Annotated in this window: 17 protein-coding genes and 1 pseudogene; 12 read left to right on the forward strand and 6 right to left on the reverse strand. The window is 42.8% G+C overall.

Annotation, left to right across the window (positions count from 1 at the left end; translation table 11 throughout):
• The first annotated feature begins 40 nt into the window (after positions 1–40).
• The 4 genes from ACG95_RS05930 to ACG95_RS05945 all read left to right on the forward strand — a co-directional run bounded on the left by ACG95_RS05930 (position 41) and on the right by ACG95_RS05945 (position 5062).
• Positions 41–1735, forward strand: coding sequence for an MFS transporter (locus ACG95_RS05930; protein WP_082137317.1), 1695 nt, complete (start codon positions 41–43; stop codon positions 1733–1735).
• Between the two features lie 668 nt (positions 1736–2403).
• On the forward strand, positions 2404–3444 hold the full coding sequence (locus ACG95_RS05935) for a WxLIP family cell surface protein (RefSeq protein WP_047999635.1): 1041 nt from the start codon (positions 2404–2406) through the stop codon (positions 3442–3444).
• A gap of 29 nt (positions 3445–3473) precedes the next feature.
• Positions 3474–4007 (forward strand): hypothetical protein, encoded by a 534-nt coding sequence (locus ACG95_RS05940; RefSeq protein ID WP_047999636.1) that lies wholly within the window; start codon positions 3474–3476, stop codon positions 4005–4007.
• A gap of 17 nt (positions 4008–4024) precedes the next feature.
• A complete protein-coding gene (locus tag ACG95_RS05945) occupies positions 4025–5062 on the forward strand; it encodes a hypothetical protein (RefSeq protein WP_053072703.1) in 1038 nt (345 codons plus the stop codon).
• 61 nt (positions 5063–5123) lie between these two features.
• Here ACG95_RS05945 and ACG95_RS05950 read toward each other — a convergent pair whose 3' ends face one another.
• The gene (locus ACG95_RS05950) at positions 5124–5870 is read right to left on the reverse strand and encodes a LytR/AlgR family response regulator transcription factor (protein ID WP_047999637.1); all 747 of its coding nucleotides are present in this window, start codon (positions 5868–5870) and stop codon (positions 5124–5126) included.
• Positions 5871–6128: 258 nt separating this feature from the next.
• Between ACG95_RS05950 and ACG95_RS05955 the strand changes: the two genes are divergently transcribed.
• Positions 6129–6971 (forward strand): helix-turn-helix domain-containing protein, encoded by an 843-nt coding sequence (locus ACG95_RS05955; RefSeq protein WP_047999638.1) that lies wholly within the window; start codon positions 6129–6131, stop codon positions 6969–6971.
• A gap of 240 nt (positions 6972–7211) precedes the next feature.
• Here the strand turns inward: ACG95_RS05955 and ACG95_RS05960 are convergent, their stop codons facing one another.
• Together ACG95_RS05960 and ACG95_RS05965 are read right to left on the reverse strand one after the other, a co-directional pair.
• Positions 7212–7664, reverse strand: coding sequence for a universal stress protein (locus tag ACG95_RS05960; RefSeq protein WP_047999639.1), 453 nt, complete (start codon positions 7662–7664; stop codon positions 7212–7214).
• Between the two features lie 104 nt (positions 7665–7768).
• Entirely contained in the window at positions 7769–8671 is a 903-nt protein-coding gene (locus ACG95_RS05965; protein WP_047999640.1) for a diacylglycerol/lipid kinase family protein, read from the reverse strand.
• 192 nt (positions 8672–8863) lie between these two features.
• Here ACG95_RS05965 and ACG95_RS05970 point away from each other — a divergent pair, with 192 nt between their 5' ends.
• Positions 8864–9145 carry a GlsB/YeaQ/YmgE family stress response membrane protein gene (locus ACG95_RS05970; protein WP_047999641.1) on the forward strand — a complete coding sequence of 94 codons (282 nt, stop codon included), beginning with the start codon at positions 8864–8866 and terminating at the stop codon, positions 9143–9145.
• 92 nt (positions 9146–9237) lie between these two features.
• Here the strand turns inward: ACG95_RS05970 and ACG95_RS05975 are convergent, their stop codons facing one another.
• On the reverse strand, positions 9238–9456 hold the full coding sequence (locus ACG95_RS05975) for a CsbD family protein (protein ID WP_047999642.1): 219 nt from the start codon (positions 9454–9456) through the stop codon (positions 9238–9240).
• Between the two features lie 84 nt (positions 9457–9540).
• Positions 9541–10980, reverse strand: coding sequence for a C69 family dipeptidase (locus ACG95_RS05980; protein WP_047999643.1), 1440 nt, complete (start codon positions 10978–10980; stop codon positions 9541–9543).
• A 266-nt stretch (positions 10981–11246) separates the two neighbouring features.
• On the opposite strand from ACG95_RS05980, the gene ACG95_RS05985 reads away from it, so the two are divergent.
• From ACG95_RS05985 to ACG95_RS06010, 6 genes and pseudogenes are all read left to right on the forward strand, one after another.
• Complete coding sequence (locus tag ACG95_RS05985) at positions 11247–11441, forward strand: 2-hydroxymuconate tautomerase (protein ID WP_047999644.1); 195 nt, start codon at positions 11247–11249, stop codon at positions 11439–11441.
• Positions 11442–11522: 81 nt separating this feature from the next.
• Complete coding sequence (gene lysA / locus ACG95_RS05990; RefSeq protein WP_047999645.1) at positions 11523–12851, forward strand: diaminopimelate decarboxylase; 1329 nt, start codon at positions 11523–11525, stop codon at positions 12849–12851.
• Positions 12852–13034: 183 nt separating this feature from the next.
• Positions 13035–13950, forward strand: a pseudogene (locus ACG95_RS14950) (prenyltransferase).
• Between the two features lie 101 nt (positions 13951–14051).
• On the forward strand, positions 14052–14831 hold the full coding sequence (locus ACG95_RS06000) for a potassium channel family protein (RefSeq protein WP_047999646.1): 780 nt from the start codon (positions 14052–14054) through the stop codon (positions 14829–14831).
• Between the two features lie 95 nt (positions 14832–14926).
• Positions 14927–15220 (forward strand): hypothetical protein, encoded by a 294-nt coding sequence (locus ACG95_RS06005; protein WP_047999647.1) that lies wholly within the window; start codon positions 14927–14929, stop codon positions 15218–15220.
• A 349-nt stretch (positions 15221–15569) separates the two neighbouring features.
• The gene (locus tag ACG95_RS06010; RefSeq protein ID WP_047999648.1) at positions 15570–17060 is read left to right on the forward strand and encodes an APC family permease; all 1491 of its coding nucleotides are present in this window, start codon (positions 15570–15572) and stop codon (positions 17058–17060) included.
• Positions 17061–17120: 60 nt separating this feature from the next.
• Here ACG95_RS06010 and ACG95_RS06015 read toward each other — a convergent pair whose 3' ends face one another.
• The gene (locus tag ACG95_RS06015; protein ID WP_047999649.1) at positions 17121–17930 is read right to left on the reverse strand and encodes a Cof-type HAD-IIB family hydrolase; all 810 of its coding nucleotides are present in this window, start codon (positions 17928–17930) and stop codon (positions 17121–17123) included.
• Positions 17931–17944 lie beyond the last annotated feature (14 nt).

Raw genomic sequence — 17944 nt, forward strand, 5'->3', positions numbered from 1 at the left:
TTACCAGATATACTACGGGTAATCACTGAGAGGGGCGATTATTTTGAAGAAGGCAACTAGAATTATCTTAACTATGACGATTGGTATCTTTCTATGTATGTTGGATACAACCGTAATGAACATCGCTTTACCGGCAATTCAGACTGGATTAAACACTGATTTATCACACCTGTCATGGGCACTTAACATCTATACAATTTTGTTCGCTAGCCTAACGATTCCGTTGGGACGACTGGCAGATGTGTGGGGACGCGGGCGTTTATACTTATTAGGACTAACGCTGTTCTTACTGGGGTCCTTAGCGTCAGGTTTAAGTACCACGGTCACGCTATTAATTGTGGGTCGTGGCATTCAAAGTATTGGGGCGGCGATTGTTTTTCCCGCCAGCATGACGATTGGGATTCAGAGCGTTTCATTGGCTAAACGAACGGGCGCCATTGCATTACTGGGTGTCACCCAAGGCTTGGCCGCCGCTTTAGGACCCACGATTGGTGGCGCAGTTACTCAGTTCTGGGGTTGGCGCGGCATTTTTTTGATCAATGTGCCACTAACTTTGTTGGCATTAGGATTATCCATCTGGTTATTAGATTGGCGTAGTCATGTTCGGGAATCAGTCAAGCTAGATATTGCGGGTAGTGGGCTAATTATGCTCACACTATTGAGTTTAACCCTACTACTCGTCAAGGGTAGCGACTGGGGCTGGATGAGCCAGTCAATTATTATACTAGCAGTCGTTAGCGTCATTTCGTTGGGTATGTTTATTTGGACGGAGGCGCACGTCGCTCAGCCAATGGTTTCGCTGGCGTTATTCAAAGACCGGCAGTTCAATGGCGCGGCACTTGCAACCGTGCTATCCGGAATTTTCTTAGTCGGTTTGATGGTTTTAATGCCTAGCTTTTTCACTAAAGTTCAAAATTATTCGGAACTGATGGCGGCCATTATGATTACGCCAGCGTCAGTCATGATTTTTATGCTGTCACCAATCAGTGGACTATTGTTAGCTAAGTTAGGGCCACGGTTAGTTATCTTGGTTGGAAGTATCGCAATGGTTGCCGGTTACGCTGTGATTAGTGTAATGAATGCTAGTCATTACTGGCAGTTCGCGGTAGCGGCCGTTTTGATTGGTGCGGGGTATGGGATCATTATTGGCCCGATTACCGTGTTAGCGGCTGGCGGCTTTACCGGCGAACTGCTGACAGCTTCGCAGAGTGTCATTGGTGTCTTTCGTCAGATTGGGACTTCGTTAGCGGTGGCAATCTTCGTATCAGCTTTAGCGACGAACCTCACGACAGCGAAGTCACGGGTACAAACCTATGCCACACAGACGATCTCGGCGCTATCAGTCTCAAAGCAGGTCAAGACGGATGCCTTAACGACCGTTCATCGGCAGTTGGCTGCAGAACAAAGCTCCACTAAGACAACGGCACCGATTACGCCTGCGAAAACAAAACGTTTGATTACGACTAATTATGAGAAGGTGCTCAAGCAACAACACTTACAACAGGCACCTGCTGACGTTAAGACGCAGGTGCATCAAAAAGTAGCGCAACAAGTAACTAAACAAGTGGCAACAATGAATCAGCAACTTATCACTGCTATAACGGGCATTAAGGCCAAAACGAAGACAGAATTGACGGCAGCCTTCATTAAGCCGTACCAAGTTGCCCTACCATTTACATTGCTGATGATTTTAGTCAGTTTGTGTTTTGAACGACGGCAACGCGCTCATAACTAATGAATTAACGGTCTAGTGAATGAAACTAGACCGTTTTTATGTGTGGTTAGCAATATAGGAAGACAAAAGGATCAGGTCCCAAGGCCTGGTCCTTTTGTGGTGTGGTATTTGGGAAGAAATACCGATGACTCATAAAAAGAGTAAAGGACGGAGTATTGCCATACTCCAATGACACCATAACACATTAATCGTGATAAACGGTCAATTAGCGATAGTAAACAAATCGTATTATCGATTTGTTTTTTTATATTCATTTTAATATAAAATGTTTTTTGCAGAATTTTTATGTAAAAGTACGATTCAAAGCACTCGTGTTATTAGGATGAGAGGTTGCATAAACTAGTTGCTGGAGCTATGTGGATGGCTTTCTCAGGAAATCTTAAAAGCAAGGTACTACTTAATTAGTATCATTTACATCTAATTTTAACAGGAATTAGACGTAATGTTTTTATCTAATCGATAGTATTTGTTATTTATTTTATATTAATTGTGATAAACTATTAATGCTGATAACCAATATTTAGAATGGCGGAAAGATACAATAATATCAGTAGATGATATTGAACCAAAGTACATAGTCCCTATCACTGGTGAGTTTTGATTCAAAAGTGTGTCAAAGGATAGTGGTGGTGGATAAAAATAGTTTAATTATGGGGAGTTAAGATGGTATGCATACTTTAAGACGTAGTTGGTGGCTTATGTTAGGACTTATGGTGGGCTTGGGAGCTGAACCGATGATTGTTCATGCGGGTAGTACGAATAGTCAGACTACTCAAGCAAGATTTAGCGTTTCAGCTACGATTCCTGATAATCAAATCAATAAGCAAAATACATTTTTTGATTTGAAAATGTCTACGCGTAAGCAACAGGATTTGCAGGTAACGATTTACAATCAGGCCAATCGAGATTTAACCGTTGCGACTGCTATTCACACGGCTTATACCAACAATAACGGCAGTATTGAGTACGTTGTGCCAGCCAAGACGTACGATTCATCATTAAAAGTTAAGATGAGTGATATTGTCAAAATCAAAGGGAAGTCAACGGTTGTGGTACCTGCCAATAGTTCAAAGACAGTGACTGCTCACGTCACCATGCCCAGCTCACCATTCAATGGGGTGATGATGGGTGGTTGGTACTTTAAGCAAGTGAATCAAAAGGCTGGAGCCAATGTCAAAGATACAGTGAATGTTCACAATGAGTATTCTTACGTTGTCGGACTGAAGTTTTCATTGGGAAGCATGCCGGCGCCAATTATTAAAATGAGCAAAGTTACAACTGGAACGCGCAATTATCAGTGGGGGATACTTGCAAATTTGCGTAATCCATCAGCAGTTATGATTCCCAACCTTAAGCTCCATACTATCGTTACGAATCGTGATTCAGGTAAAAAGGTCAAAGAAGTTAGGTCAAATGAGCTACAGTTGGCACCCAATTCGGCATTCAATTACATGTTGCCAATGGATAAAGCTAAGTTGCCAGCGGGACGTTATCATGTTCAGATGGTCGCCACTAGTGGCAGTCATCGATGGCGCTTGAACCAGAATCTTAAATTGGGACGGTCAGTTACGAGGCAAACAGATCAATTAGTTACCAAGACCAACAAACAATCGACTAGTTGGGGACTAGTCGGCATTGGCGCATTCGGAACGTTAATTATTGTGTTACTGCTTGGTTGGTGGTGGTTGCGAGTGCACAAAACAAAATAGGCCGAAATAATTGGTTTGGGAGGGATTATATGCGTAGAAAGATACTTACTAAAACGATCGTAGCAGTACTAGTTATCGCGGGTAGTCTGATGACTGTGTCAGTGGGGCGGGCTGATGATACGCTGAATGAAGTGACGACCGGGATTAGTAAAAATAATGAGCGGATTTATAAAAGTGGCCAAACTAGTACTACGGCACCACTCGGGACCATCACCTACCCAACGGTGTCAAAAGTCGTTGCTAATAATACACGTGATGGTAGTATCACGAATCGGACAACGAACGTTAAAATGACTCTAACCGGTAGCTTTTCAACTGGTTCAAGTGGTATTGTCTTGCCAACGCCTTATTATATTAATACATTGAATTTTATATCAATGACGGAAAAAGCTGCGACTAGTGGAATCAGCAATGGTAATTTCACTGGGACAGCAGGTTCAGATGATTGGGTTGTTGCTACGGGTAACGTGGCGGGAAAGACTAATACGATTAACATGAAGACGTCTGGTAGTAATTCGTTTACGGCTGGTTTGACGATGACTTATATTGGGGGCAGAGTTTAGCGGGACGACCACTACCGTTGTATCTAGGAGTCTATATAACTACTACCGTTCGACCAACGTCGGCAGATTTCTTTAGCCTTATGAAGGTCACCACTGTACAAAATTATTTGTTAACTCCAACAATCACCAATACCAATTTAAAAGATACAGATACGGTGATTACAGGTAAGGGAAACTTTCAAGGCGACATCATTAAAAGTAATGTCAGTGATGCGACGGCCACTGTTGGCAGTGATTTGACCTACAGTTTAAACGTTGGGAGCGATTTGCAAGGCAAAGATAGTGTAACGGTTACTGAGACGGGGAAATGTTATGATGATTCTGGAACGGCTACAGCCTCAGTAGCATCCGGAATTGATTTGCAGATAGGTAGCACCAATCCGAATGTTGATTTAAGCCCAGCTGAAAGCACTAAAGCCAAGGATTGGACCGATCAAGCTGTTACCGATTGGTTAGTGACGCAAGCAGGCATTACGGCGACTGATAAAGCCAACGATGGTAATGATGCAATTACTTTTGCAACCGACAAAACGGATTTAGGCGCCACATTAGCGGCACTCAAGGATGGCGAGAGCTTGACGGTTCCTATCTATGCCGTTAAAAAGACGGTAAAATCAGCAGCGGTTAATGTCATAGTTACAAAGGACGCAGGTCAGTTAAATTTTGCTGAGGTACCGACAGGAATGGATTTTGGAAACGTTACGATTCCTAGCACTGCACAATTGATTGCACCGAAGAATGATTGGCAATTAAGTGTTAAAGATACCCGAGCTGCTGGTTCTAATTGGTACGTCTATGCGACGGCAACTGAATTGAAGTCAGACGCACATACCTTGATGGGTGGTCTAGTCTATCGAGATAGCGGTAAACAGACATCACTGACGAACCAGAGTGTGTTAGTTGCGACTGGCACCAGTACCACTGATGCTGACCAGGATGCCACATCTGATTGGTCTAGCACAAAGGGCATCTTTTTATCAGTGCAACCGGGAGATTATGTCGGCAGCTACACGGGGTCAATCGATTGGAGCTTGCAAGACACGCCAAGCAATTAGAAGGTAAAAGTTAATATATTAGAGCCCCCTGCAATTAATCTTACAGGGGGCTCTAGTGTTGTTAATTCGATTGGGTAAAGGTTTTTCTAAGACTGTGAATTCGCCGTCTTGAGACAATGCAGGAGAGCTGATCCTTAAAGGTAATTGTCCCAGTTAGTGAATTGATTGATTCGATATTATCTAAGTTGACCAGAATGCCTTTATGAGCGAGAAAAAATTTGGGGTAATCGGTAGCAATCTGCGTCAATGTGCCACGGAATTCTGCAATTTCAGAAGCTGTAACGACTTGAATGTGGTGCGTGTTTGTTAATGCTTCAAAGTAATCGATTTTATTCAGGTTGATGCGGTAGTCGCGAAAGCCAGCACGGTAGGTGAAGTAGTCACCTTGGGCTGGTTGCGATGATGCAGCAGTAATTCGATTGAGATCTAAGATGATCGAGGAGGCGATATTATCAAATCCGGATTCTTTATAGATGAAATCAAACGCTTCGATTTTTTCGTTAATAATTGAAGGCTGGAATTCGTCATGCACCGTAATAAAGATAATCTTGGCATCGATATCGGTACTGCGAATGTTGGCTGCGAGGTCGATCCCACGGATGGTGGAATTAGCGAACTCAACGTCCAAAAAATAAATAAAGTGTTCGTTTGGTGAGCTTCTATAGTTTTGAGTAATAATATTCGGATTTTGAGAAGCGGTCACTAATTTGATGTCGGTTGTGGGATGATCTGCAATATAATTTTTGATGATTAGCGTATAAAGGTTAAGCGTCTTTAAATCATCTTCACAGATAACGATGTTAAACATAAGTTAGGACCTCCTTAGTTGGACTAATATTGTCACAAATAATTAACTATTTAATGGACTGAGATTTAGTTTTATAAAAACTAGTTATTTGATATAAAAATTTGGTAGCAATTACTACGTTTGTTAGTTGTGACATTGGTTCATATAGTAGCATAGTAACTAAAATTTGTTGATATAATCGTCATAAGATGACAGATATGAGCCTTAACTGGTAAAATTATGTATAATAAATATATCAAAGAATACGAAGGTGAATAAATGTTTTTGGGTAATGTTATTCGTGAGAAACGTAAAGCACAAAAGTTAACGCAGGGTGAGTTGGCTGAGGACATTTGTGGCCAGTATATTATCAGTAAACTTGAAAAACATAATGCATCACCATCGTTAAACGTACTTATTAAGCTCTGTAAGAAATTAGATCTCACGCTCAATGATGTTTTCAGCGATTTTAGTACTGAGGTTGTTAATAGTGAAGAACATACCGCACTAGTAGAAGTTGAACATCAAATCTTGTTAGCAACGTATACTGGCGATCAAGCGGAACTTACTTATCTAAGTAAGCAAAAACTGAGTAATGAAGACGAGATGAGGTATCTGTTCATCAAAGGATACTTAGATATTACGAATAATCCACTCAGTGCGCAATTTGATGCTGATAGTTTACTCAGATTAACTAAGTTGGATACTTATAATGTCTATACGGAACTAGCCTACTTACTAAAAGGATTAGTTGCGGAACAGCAAGCTGATAATGAATATGCGGAAAAGTATTACGGCATTATTGAAGCCGCGATGCAGGCGAACTTTTCGATTCCAAATGCGGATAGCATGCAGTTGTTATTTGTTCTAAAAACGATTAGTAACTTCTACGTGAAGGAAGCCAAATGGGCAGCGGTAGTGCCACTAACTAAACGGGCAATTGATTTTGCGGAGCAAGAAGCTAGCATGCTATTTTTGGATGAGTTATATTATGATTTAGCACTGGCCCAACGAGAAGTTGCGGAAGATAATCAAGAAACGACTGAAATTGCGAGTGTGATGGCTAGAGTGCGCCAGAACGATAAGTTACTTCAGCTAGTTGAGGTTAATCTAGCACATTAAGATAAAATTTATGGGTGTTCTCAATATGAGAATACTCTTTTTTGTTCAGGAAATAAGCTTGATAAAATATCTATTTGATATTTTATGTTAATGTATTATAATATATTAGAAATTAGATTAAGTCCCTAATTTCATTCCCCAATATTTTGAAAAGTAGTTGTAAGTTACTTTTTGATGAATATTGTCTTTTGAATGAAGCCCCAAGGTTAAGTGGTTAACCTTGGGGCTTCATTTTTTTAGCTAATTATCGTTCATATTAATAACAGTTACGTTAGCCGTTGCTTTGCGCACAACGTAGGTCGTCGTTGAGCCTAATAACAAGCGTGACATGGCGTTGGTTCCAGTCTTGCCGATAACAATCAGTTCAATATCATACTGGGTGGGAATGTCATCAGCGATAATGGCCTTGGGCGCACCGTTAACTTGGATCGCTTTAGTTGGTACGTCGGCTTCATGAGCCATCCCTTGAGCTTTAATTAAAATTTCTTGACCGCTTGATTTAGCAACGTTTAGTAGATTGGTGTACAGCGCACCACCATAAGCGGCGGGGCTATAAACATTGAGGCGGGTCACATCGATCACATTGAGTAGAAATAGTTTAGAATCAAACTTTTGGGCTAACTTAATCGCGTGCTTCAAAGCAAGGTAAGCGTTATCAGAGCCGTCAAGGGGGACTAAAATGTTTTTATACATGAGTGGGCCTCCTAGTGTTTATTTATTATGATTACGATAACATTTATCTGTTAACTGTGTCTATTAATATGATTGTCAATGGTTGTTGCTTTCGGGGCGCTATGCTAATCCTCGGAGTTTAAGGGAACGATTAAGTTGAAACGCTCAGCGACGTATTCTAAATCTAGTGGTAATTTATCGGCCTGATCGCCATCGATCCGAGTCGTGATGACTTGGCCATTGGGACTTGTCAACCGTAATCTTTTGACGTCAAAGTGTTTAATAGACTTGGAGTTCTGTAAATTCCCTGTGAACGCGAACCAGATATAAGGAATCACTTGACGCCAACCAATATTATTTAGAAGGCTGAGTGTCATTTTCCCAGTGGCCGAGTCACGGTAGACGTGCCCGCCAATCGACTTGGTTGTTGTAATTAAGGCGAACCATGTTTTCAGAATCTGTTCGGGTTGCTCGTCAAGCTGGTAACGAATGGGTAACGATCGATTACGGCCAACGTGTCGTAGTGCTTGGTAGGCATAAGCCGCTTTACCAAAACGTCTCTTTTCAGATTGGCGAACATCATTGGCGATAGTCGCTAAGTTACCAAATGTCAGTGAACTCACAACGGCTCGCTGCTGATTACAGATAATAATACCAACTTTACGCGTCGTGGTATTCTGGCAAATGAGATCAATGGCAGCTTCTGAATCGGTCGGTAAGTGGTAACGGGTTGCAAAATTGTTAACTGTTCCAGTCGGGATGACTGCTAGTGTAATGTGGTGGGCGTCAGCTTGGATCAAAGCTGTTAGTGCCACGTTGAGGGTTCCGTCACCGCCAATAACGATTAAATGGGTCAGTTGTGGCGCCACCTGTTTGATTGCAGCGATTGCTCGGGGAATTCCCATCGCGGTTAGTAATTGACTTTTTATTCCGCGGGTAGAGAGGGCCTTGGTAACTTGGTGGGCGATAGTAGCTGCCTCACCGCTGCCGGCCTGACCGTTGTAGAAGATACCGTAGAAAGTTGACATTTTAATCACCTCATTATGCGAATTGTTGACTTGTCATTGTTTTAAGTTGGCTTCAGTATACGCGGTTGTTTTCATCATCTGGAAGTAATATGCGTTCTGTTTGAATAATAATAAATTTATAGTTATGATAATTTAAATTAAAAGTCCATCTTATTTGTTAGTCGGTAGGACCTATGGAAAGGAGGAATTGCCATGCAGTGGTTATGGGTGCTTGTCATTGGTGCAGCAATCGGAGCTTTCGCGGGAGCAATTATTAGCAGCGACAAGTCATTAGGGTGGATCAGTAATATTGTTGTTGGGATGGTTGGTGCCATGTTGGGTGAATGGCTACTAGGCACGTGGGGACCGAAGCTAGCTGAGATTGCGTCAATCCCCGCTGTGGTTGGCGCAATTATCCTGATCTTAGGGGTGACAACATTGATGCAGCGAGTGTATGCAATCAGTAATTGGAAATTTAAATCGAAAAAGCGATGATAATATTTGATTTCATTAATCAAATATTATCATCGCTTTTATGCTAGTTATCTATGGTTCACTAATGACAAAATAGGTAAACCAAGCGCTAATTAATTATCATTTTTCTTTAACTTAGTCTTGGCTTCGTCAATTGCGCCTTTAATAGTATCTTCTGTATCAGCGAGTTTATCCTTGGCTTTTCCAATCAGCGACTGCGTCTTGCCTTCAGTTTCACGGGTCTTGTCGCCGGTTAGGTTACCTTCGATCTCTTTGGCCTTACCACTAACCTTATCCTTAGTACTGTCAAGTTGCTTGTTAATATCACTCATAACATCGCCTCCTAATATAAGAATTACCATCATTTTGCAATAATTAATATTAAGAAGCAACCGATACGCATACTACCGCCAAAACTATAGATTGAGATCGGTATTATAGTTTAAAGGTGACATATCCGTACTCTTCGTAATTAAGGTGGCAATCAATTGCTGCATGGTGGTTAATGCCAACTGAGCTGCCTGGTCGTTAGCTGCGGTTAAAGCTGCTACTAACTCATCACCAGTGAGGTCGGCTACTGCTCGGTCGCTAGTAATTAATAAGTGACCAAGTTGAATGGCGAGCTCTTTTTGAACGGTCTGTAAGTCACTGTGCAGGTCATGATAGTGGGCATCAACCAGAATACCAGCGTGCTTGAAGATCCAGTAAGCAGAGGTTGGATCAAACTTTTTGGTTGCAACCTGATAAGCCGCAGGGGTGTCGTCGGCGCCGGCATAGAATGGCACGTAGACGCTTTCGGCGGTAACTCCCATCGATAACCAATGAATCCCACTAGTTGCAACCGGCATATCCGGCCGTAATTGTAAGACGTGTGATTCCTGAGTTTTAGCTAAGCTGATGGGACGGTAGCGATGTCTCTGCTCCTGAGTGCCACTACCAACGGGATCAAATGACGTTCCTTGATAGTGAGACCCTAAGTAATTTTGAACCTGATCCAAGTGAATCAACTTGTCAGCTCTTTGGATAAAGGGTAAGTCAAAAGATTCAGGCGTTTGAGCTACACTTGGGGTAAATAATTGTTGTCCATACCAGACACGTGGGGTGTTGTAGTAACGATCAGATAAGTCAGCGGTACCAAACACTTCGCGGAAATTGAGGCCGTTGTCCATTGAGGCGAGCTGATTATCTAATACGAAGTTCCGAATGTTTTTGGCGTAAAGGTAATTATCGTGATCAGCAAAGTCGATCTCTTGAATGGCTAACTGATTAGCGACAACGGCGTAAGCATCGTCTGGAATCCGTTGTGCGACCCAGTAGTGGCCAGCCCCAGTTTCCATGTACCAAACTTCGTTAACATCGCTGAATAGAATCCCGTTAGTTTCGTAGGTCCCATGTTCTTCAATAATGTGGCCAAGATGTTCGACGCCTTCACGTGCGGAACGGATATAAGGTAGGGTGACTGTTACCATTGCTTCTTCGCCAATCCCATCTTGCACGTATGGATCAGCAGCCAGTACCCGGGTATTGCAGTAGGCGCTTTCGGTGGCACTCATGGCAACACCGTATTCATTGATCCCGTCTTCTTCAAATAAACCGAATTGGGTCGTCCATTCTGGAGTAGCCGTATATTTGGCTTGAATCTTAGGCAATGTCATCGTGAACGGGTGCTCAACATCCTTAGAAGTAAAAGTTTGTGGTTCAGCGTGTTCGACGTGGGGATGAACAACGAATTTTTTGGCCCAGGCCGCTTGTGAATCTTCGTTACGACCAATCATGGTAGAGCCATCCGCGCTGGCATTTTTACCAACGAGAATACTGGTACAAGCAGAATAAGGATTGAATGGATGTGTTTGCATAAAGTGCCTTCTTTCTTGAAAATAGCTTATTAGGTTAGTTAACTATCGATATTAATGTTTTAATTCTAGCATTTTTTGGAAATAAATAGGTGGTTGCCGTCTGATAATTATGATGATTAGTAATAAATTGATATTATTGTCGTTAGTCATCGAAGATAAACGCTAAAATGGTTGTAAGTCCCGTGATTCCGGCACTACGGCTTGCAAAATCACCAAGATTAAAGTAAGATTAAAAGCATCAATAAAAGAATGGAGCGTGGACTCAAATGCCAATTGTACACATTGATTTAATTGCTGGTCGGTCACAGGAACAGTTGAAAAAACTAGTAAAAGACGTGACGACTGCGGTTAGCAAGAATACTGGCGCGCCAGCAGAACACATTCATGTTATTTTGAGTGAAATGCAGGAAAACCGCTACAGTGTTGGTGGCGTACTTAAGAGCGACGAAAAAGCTGAATAGTTTATTTATCGTCAAGCCGGTCCAGTTAAATGGCCGGTTTTTTGGAACTTTGGGTGACGTTTTTAGAAGGTAGGTTAAATCGTGAACGAACAAATCAGCGCTGAAGACTTAAATGAAGAAAACCACTTGATGATCGGTGGTGTCGACACATTAACGTTAGTAAAACAATACCAGACGCCTTTGTACGTCTACGATACGGGTGCCATCCGCACCACCATTAACGCGTTTAAGGCAGTTTTTGAAGCCAACCACGTTGATTATCAGATCAGTTATGCCAGCAAAGCTTTTGCGACCATTGCCATGTATCAGTTGATTGCTCAGGAACAGATTCACTGTGACGTGGTCTCCGGTGGTGAGCTCTATACGGCACAACAGGCTGATTTTCCAATGGGCAACGTATCTTTTCATGGTAACAATAAATCCGTTGCGGAACTGACCATGGCGTTAGAAGCCGGTGTTGGTAATATTGTGATTGATAACTTTTACGAGTTGGATCAGTTGTCACAGTTAGCGGCAGCGCGGCAACAACGGGTCACTGTAATGTTGCGAATTGCCCCTGGAATCGAAGCCCACACGCATGATTACATATCGACTGGACAGGAAGACTCGAAATTTGGGTTTGATCTGAATAGTGGTCAGGCGGACGAAGCGGTCAAGCAAGCACAAGCAGCGGAATACTTGGACTTAGTTGGGATTCATTGTCACATCGGTTCGCAGATTTTTGAACTCAACGGCTTTGAGATGATCGTTGACAAGCTCATCGGGGTCTTTGCTCGTTGGCAAACAGAATTAGATTTTTACCCACAAATCATGAACGTTGGTGGCGGTTTTGGTGTTAAGTACACGGCAGCCGATCAACCATTACAACCAACGGAATTTGTGGATGCCATCGTGAAGGAAACCATTGCGCAAACGAAAGCGTATAATTTACCAATGCCTGCGATTTGGATTGAGCCAGGGCGGTCACTAGTGGCAACGGCCGGGACCACGCTCTATACACTGGGTGCCTCTAAGGATATTCCTGGCATCCGCAAGTATTTAGCGGTCGACGGTGGGATGGGTGACAATATTCGCCCAGCACTATATGAAGCTAAGTATGAAGCTGTTCTTGCTAAGGATCCCACGCTGCCAAGTGACCAAGTGGTGACGATTGCCGGTAAGTATTGTGAATCCGGTGATATGTTGATCAAGGATCAGCAATTACCTGCGACTGAGCCGGGTGATGTCTTAGCCGTTCTTGATACCGGTGCGTATGGTTATTCGATGGCTAGTAACTATAATCGTAACCCACGGCCAGCAGTGGTCTTTTGTGAGGACGGTTGTAGTCAGTTAGTTGTCCAACGTGAAAGTTACGCTGATCTTACGCGACTCGATCAACCGTTAACATTGCCAACAACAACTAAAGCATAAGTTTATCAGCTAGCAAGCCCACTAAATTCGTACTAAAGTGTACGGATTTAGTGGGCTTGTTTTGAGTTACGGCTTATCCAGATACTTGCTAAGCAAAGTTCAGAGCTAAAGTGATAGACGGTGACCGTTGAAAAAGGTACCATATAGACTGATTTAATAAACTGTGGGGGAGTTGTTTGAGTAATGAAAAAATGGCTAACATGGCCAGTATTTTATGAATTGACGGAGATTTATACGGCGCCGCTTAATATTATGTGGTTTGTTCTCGGGGTGGCAATTGCCCAGCTTTATCTGGGGACGGTCAACTGGATCAACGTTGGCTTATGCCTAGTTGTCGTGTTTATCTTTGATCTGGCGGTTAATGTTTCAGATAATTACTATGATTATCAACACGCGGTTGATCGTGAAGGTTACGCGCAAAATACCAATCCCATCGGTCGGCTAAAATTACCAGTCGCCGGTGTTGGGCGGTTTAGCGCTCTTTTTATACATCGTTGCATTATTACCTGGTATTTGGTTGGTGATGCGGACAGGCTGGTTGGTCTTACTACTCGGAATTTTGGGTTACCTTGTTGGGATTTTTTATACAGCGGGTCCCCATCCAATCAACGCGACACCGTTATGTGAAACGGTTGTGGCGCTAGCGATTGCATTTTTAATTCAACTGACTTGTGTAGTCGTTTCAACGTATGGTCAGCATCCGCTCACGTGGTCGATCGTTGGAATAACGTTCTTACTATGTCTACCGTTGACACTGATCTTCTTTACGATTCAGTTAGCTAATAATACGGCTGATCGTGATGAGGATATTGCGAACCATCGTTATACGCTAGCTTATTACTTAGGGAAAAAGGGTTCCGTACGCTTGATTCAAGTCTTTTTGATTATTGGTGGTCTCTGGCCACTAGTTAACGTGGTTCTTGGACTAGCACCATTGGTTACGCTAGCATCAGTTTTATTATTGCCGGTTATCTGGCGGGGCATGCGACCATTCTTTGCAGTTCAAGATAAGCAGAAGACGTTTATTGCGACGGTCAAAAGTGCATCATTGTTCTTCATCATCTATCCGGTTCTATTTGTAATCGGTGCCTGGCTTTAGCGCCCAAAAGTAAAGCTAACTTAATTTTTAGCGGTTATGATGGTCAATTAGTAAAAAGTGGATTATATTAATAGCAGTTTAAAAATTAGGAGCAAGCAGGCATGAATGAAGCAAAGCAGCAACGTTGGATGGCATTTTATCATCTGATTGTGACAATACTGACATTGTGGTCAGTGGTCAACGTATTTTTACTGACGTTTCACGTGGGTCCTTGGCGAATTGAATCACAGATTAGTAATGGGTTACTCGTGTTTTTTGCCATTGACTATTTTGTGCGGCTGGCCTTTGCGCACGACAGAAAAACATTTTTAATTCATTCGGCATTTGATCTGATGGGGATTATCCCGATGCACCCGGTCTTTGCACTATTTCGACTGGGCCGCTTGACACGGATGGTTCAGTATCATCATCTGTTCTGGAAATTAGGGTTAGATGGTAAATGGACGCATGATTTTCACCGTTTTATTTATAGCACGGGCTTTATTTACTTATTTTCAATCAGTATTGCGATTATTGTATTAAGCGCGCTGCTATTTTCGGTGTTTGAACATCAAAGTTTGTCGGATTCATTGTGGTGGGCGATTACAACGGCGACGACGGTTGGTTACGGTGATGATACGCCGCACACGGCCGTCGGGAAAATCATTGCCGTTGGACTGATGTTTGGCGGGATCGGATTTATTGGTTTGTTAACCAGTACAATCACGGATTTCTTCACGAACCAGACGAATCAGAATCTCAATAGTGATGATGACACGGCTGAACAAAGTCAAGATGACATGCAACAGTTGCTAGCTAAGATTGATCTGCTGACGCATAAGGTCGATCATTTACAGACACAGGTTAAACACCTTGAAAAATCTGGTCATAAGAAAAATTAAGTTAAATATTGAGACGTTAATGGGGCACAATTGCCCTCATTAACGTCTTTTTGTTATGATATAATAATACTAATATCAGTAAAGGCGGTGACGAGATGGCGCAGGATGTCAGCCGGTGGGTATACTTACCAGCTCCCGAAGTAACGCGGCAAGCAACGTTTAAAATTCATGAAGGTAATTTAGCTGTGAAGCCGTTGCCGCTAAGTTCATCACAGTGGTTGCTATTTGGGGAACCGCGCGCACAACTTATTAGTAGTACGCCCGTTACGTCGGAGCGCTTAATGGTGGTCCGGCGCCAAGTCTGGGATCAACTGGCACCACAGGTCATTGCGCCACCAGCTCAGGCACAACCAGAGATTATTAGTCAGACTAAGATTGTCTTTAGTTAGATGAATTACATAGTATTCATAAGTACAAGAAGCTATTTAGTGTCGGCTTCAAGTAAGAAATGGAGGAAACGAGATTGGTTAAGCTAATCTCGTTTCTTTTTTTGCAATTATTAAAGTACGTTTGTTAATCTAAAGTTTATTAATTAAAACAAAAACGACTTCGCTGTAAGCTTATGTAGATAGGATCCTCTTTGAAATAAAGGATTTTATGAAAAATAGCAGTTGCCTTTTTATTAGAAAATGATTAAAATGAATCTAATCATTATTTAGCAGCAAACAGTGGAATTGATGTTTGCCAGTCCAAATAATCAGGCAGAAGAGCAGTTGGTTGATCTGAAGGAGGAATTCAATGCGACATTTATTGAAACGGTTAACGTTAAAAGAGGATCCTAGTATTTATGAGGATAAGGACTCACACTTAGTACGAGTGCTAACGGTCAAAGACTTTTTAGCTCTAGGTGTGGGGACGATCGTGTCGACCTCGATTTTTACTTTACCAGGCGTGGTTGCGGCCAGTCATGCTGGCCCAGCGGTGGTTTTTTCATTCATCGTAGCGGCGATCGTAGCTGGGTTAGTGGCTTTTGCCTACGCTGAAATGGCAGCGGCCATGCCGTTTGCAGGTTCAGCGTATTCTTGGATCAACGTCATGTTCGGTGAGTTTTTTGGTTGGATTGCCGGATGGGCACTATTAGCGGAATACTTTATTGCGTTGGCCTTTGTAGGTTCGGGGTTATCAGCCAATTTACGAGGTTTGCTAACGCCATTAGGTTTGACGTTACCAAAAGCGTTGTCCAACACGTTTGGGACGGATGGCGGTATTGTAGACTTGGTTGCCGTATTAGTGATCGCATTAGTTGCTTGGTTATTGTCACGGGGCGTTAGTAAAGCTTCCCGGGTTGAAAATGTGTTAGTGGTTCTTAAAGTATTAGCTATTTTAACGTTTATTGTGGTTGGCGCAACGGCAATTCATTTGAAAAATTACGTGCCATTTGTACCAAAATATCATTTGAACGCCGATGGTAGTGCGTTTGGTGGCTGGCAAGGAATCTATGCCGGGGTCTCAATGATCTTCTTAGCGTACATTGGTTTTGATTCGATTGCAGCGAACTCCGCTGAAGCGAAGAATCCTGGTAAAACGATGCCTCGTGGGATTTTAGGCTCATTAGTCATCGCAGTGGTCCTCTTTGTGGCCGTTGCCTTAGTGCTAGTTGGAATGTTCAAGTATTCTGCATATGCCAATAATGCGGAACCCGTTGGCTGGGCGTTACGTCAAGCCGGTCATCCAATTGTCGCTAGTGTTATCCAGGCAGTCGCTGTTCTAGGAATGTTTACAGCGTTGATCGGAATGACTTTGGCTGGTTCACGGTTGCTCTATTCATTCGGTCGTGATGGGATGTTACCGAAGTGGCTCGGTAAGCTCAAACACAATCAACCCAATAACGCGTTGATCGTATTGACGATTGTGGCAATTGTGGTTGGGGCGTTGTGTCCCTTTGCGTTTCTTGCTCAACTGATTTCAGCGGGGACACTGATTGCCTTCATGTTCGTTTCGTTAGGGATTTATGCCTTACGTCGACGTGAGGGGGTCGATATTGCTGAACCAGCGTTTAAAATGCCGTTTTATCCAGTATTGCCAACCGTTGCTTTTCTAGGCGCATTACTTGTTTTCATGGGGTTGGATATTCAAGCAAAACTTTACGCGGGTATCTGGTTCTTACTTGGGTTGATTATCTACTTTAGCTATGGGATGCATCATTCCTATTTAGCTGATCGACACGATGAGCATTCAGATAGTAAACAAGTGACTGCAGTCGATAAGGCGACTGATCGGCAACAATAATCAAAAAAGCATCATGACCATCAACGGACACCTAAGTCCGCGTGGTCATGATGCTTTTACTTATTCAGCTAATGCGAAATAGTCGTTTAAGTAACGAGCAACGCCATTTTGATCATTGTTATAGGCGGTGACGTCATCAGCCATCGTCTTGATAGGTGCCGTTCCGTTTGCCATGGCAACACCGAGACCGGCGTATTGCAACATTTCCAAGTCGTTGTGTTCATCACCGAACGCAATGATATTGCGCCGTGGTATTTGGAAATAGTTAGCTAAGTAGGCAACGCCCTTGGCCTTATGAACACCCTTAGAAGTGATTTCTAGGATAGCGTTAGGACCACCCCAAACGCCAACATCAACTTGGTCGCCAAACCGGTCGGTAATCCAATCAATAATGGCGGTTCGCCGATCCAACTGAACGAGCAGGACTAGTGAGTTGGGATTACGCGTCAATGTTGCTGGGGTCAGGCGGGGACTGTCAGCAATTTCAGGGAAGAATTTACCGGCAATCAAATCTTGGCCCGCCGTCATAGTACTATTTTTGTTTTCAGCAATGATTTCATTAATACCGAGTTGTTCACGATACTTAACGAGTGCTAAAACAACGGACTTGTTGATTGTGAACTGATATTCTGAATCCCATTCTTGATGGGGTAAATGCCCAAGGGAGCCATTGAAGTTAACCATGGGACTCGTTAGGTGCAAGTCATCGTAAATGGCTTGAGAGCCCTGATAAGAACGTCCCGTAATGATACTCACAACGTGACCAGCAGCTTGCAGGCGTTGCATGGTTTGAATGGTTGCTGAATTAAGGGCAGATTCAGCGTTTAGCGTGGTGCCATCTAAGTCTAGTGCGATTAATTTTTGTTCCATAGTCAACAATACAT

Source organism: Lactiplantibacillus herbarum, assembly GCF_001039045.1.
GTDB classification, from domain to species: Bacteria; Bacillota; Bacilli; order Lactobacillales; family Lactobacillaceae; genus Lactiplantibacillus; species Lactiplantibacillus herbarum.

Coding starts and splice junctions, on each gene's coding strand:
- ACG95_RS05935 (WP_047999635.1), top strand. CDS start 2,404: ATGCATACTTTAAGACGTAGTTGGTGGCTTATGTTAGGACTTATGGTG.
- ACG95_RS05940 (WP_047999636.1), top strand. CDS start 3,474: ATGCGTAGAAAGATACTTACTAAAACGATCGTAGCAGTACTAGTTATC.
- ACG95_RS05950 (WP_047999637.1), bottom strand. CDS start 5,870: ATGTTTAACATCGTTATCTGTGAAGATGATTTAAAGACGCTTAACCTT.
- ACG95_RS05955 (WP_047999638.1), top strand. CDS start 6,129: ATGTTTTTGGGTAATGTTATTCGTGAGAAACGTAAAGCACAAAAGTTA.
- ACG95_RS05960 (WP_047999639.1), bottom strand. CDS start 7,664: ATGTATAAAAACATTTTAGTCCCCCTTGACGGCTCTGATAACGCTTAC.
- ACG95_RS05965 (WP_047999640.1), bottom strand. CDS start 8,671: ATGTCAACTTTCTACGGTATCTTCTACAACGGTCAGGCCGGCAGCGGT.
- ACG95_RS05970 (WP_047999641.1), top strand. CDS start 8,864: ATGCAGTGGTTATGGGTGCTTGTCATTGGTGCAGCAATCGGAGCTTTC.
- ACG95_RS05975 (WP_047999642.1), bottom strand. CDS start 9,456: ATGAGTGATATTAACAAGCAACTTGACAGTACTAAGGATAAGGTTAGT.
- ACG95_RS05980 (WP_047999643.1), bottom strand. CDS start 10,980: ATGCAAACACATCCATTCAATCCTTATTCTGCTTGTACCAGTATTCTC.
- ACG95_RS05985 (WP_047999644.1), top strand. CDS start 11,247: ATGCCAATTGTACACATTGATTTAATTGCTGGTCGGTCACAGGAACAG.
- ACG95_RS06000 (WP_047999646.1), top strand. CDS start 14,052: ATGAATGAAGCAAAGCAGCAACGTTGGATGGCATTTTATCATCTGATT.
- ACG95_RS06005 (WP_047999647.1), top strand. CDS start 14,927: ATGGCGCAGGATGTCAGCCGGTGGGTATACTTACCAGCTCCCGAAGTA.
- ACG95_RS06010 (WP_047999648.1), top strand. CDS start 15,570: ATGCGACATTTATTGAAACGGTTAACGTTAAAAGAGGATCCTAGTATT.
- ACG95_RS06015 (WP_047999649.1), bottom strand. CDS start 17,930: ATGGAACAAAAATTAATCGCACTAGACTTAGATGGCACCACGCTAAAC.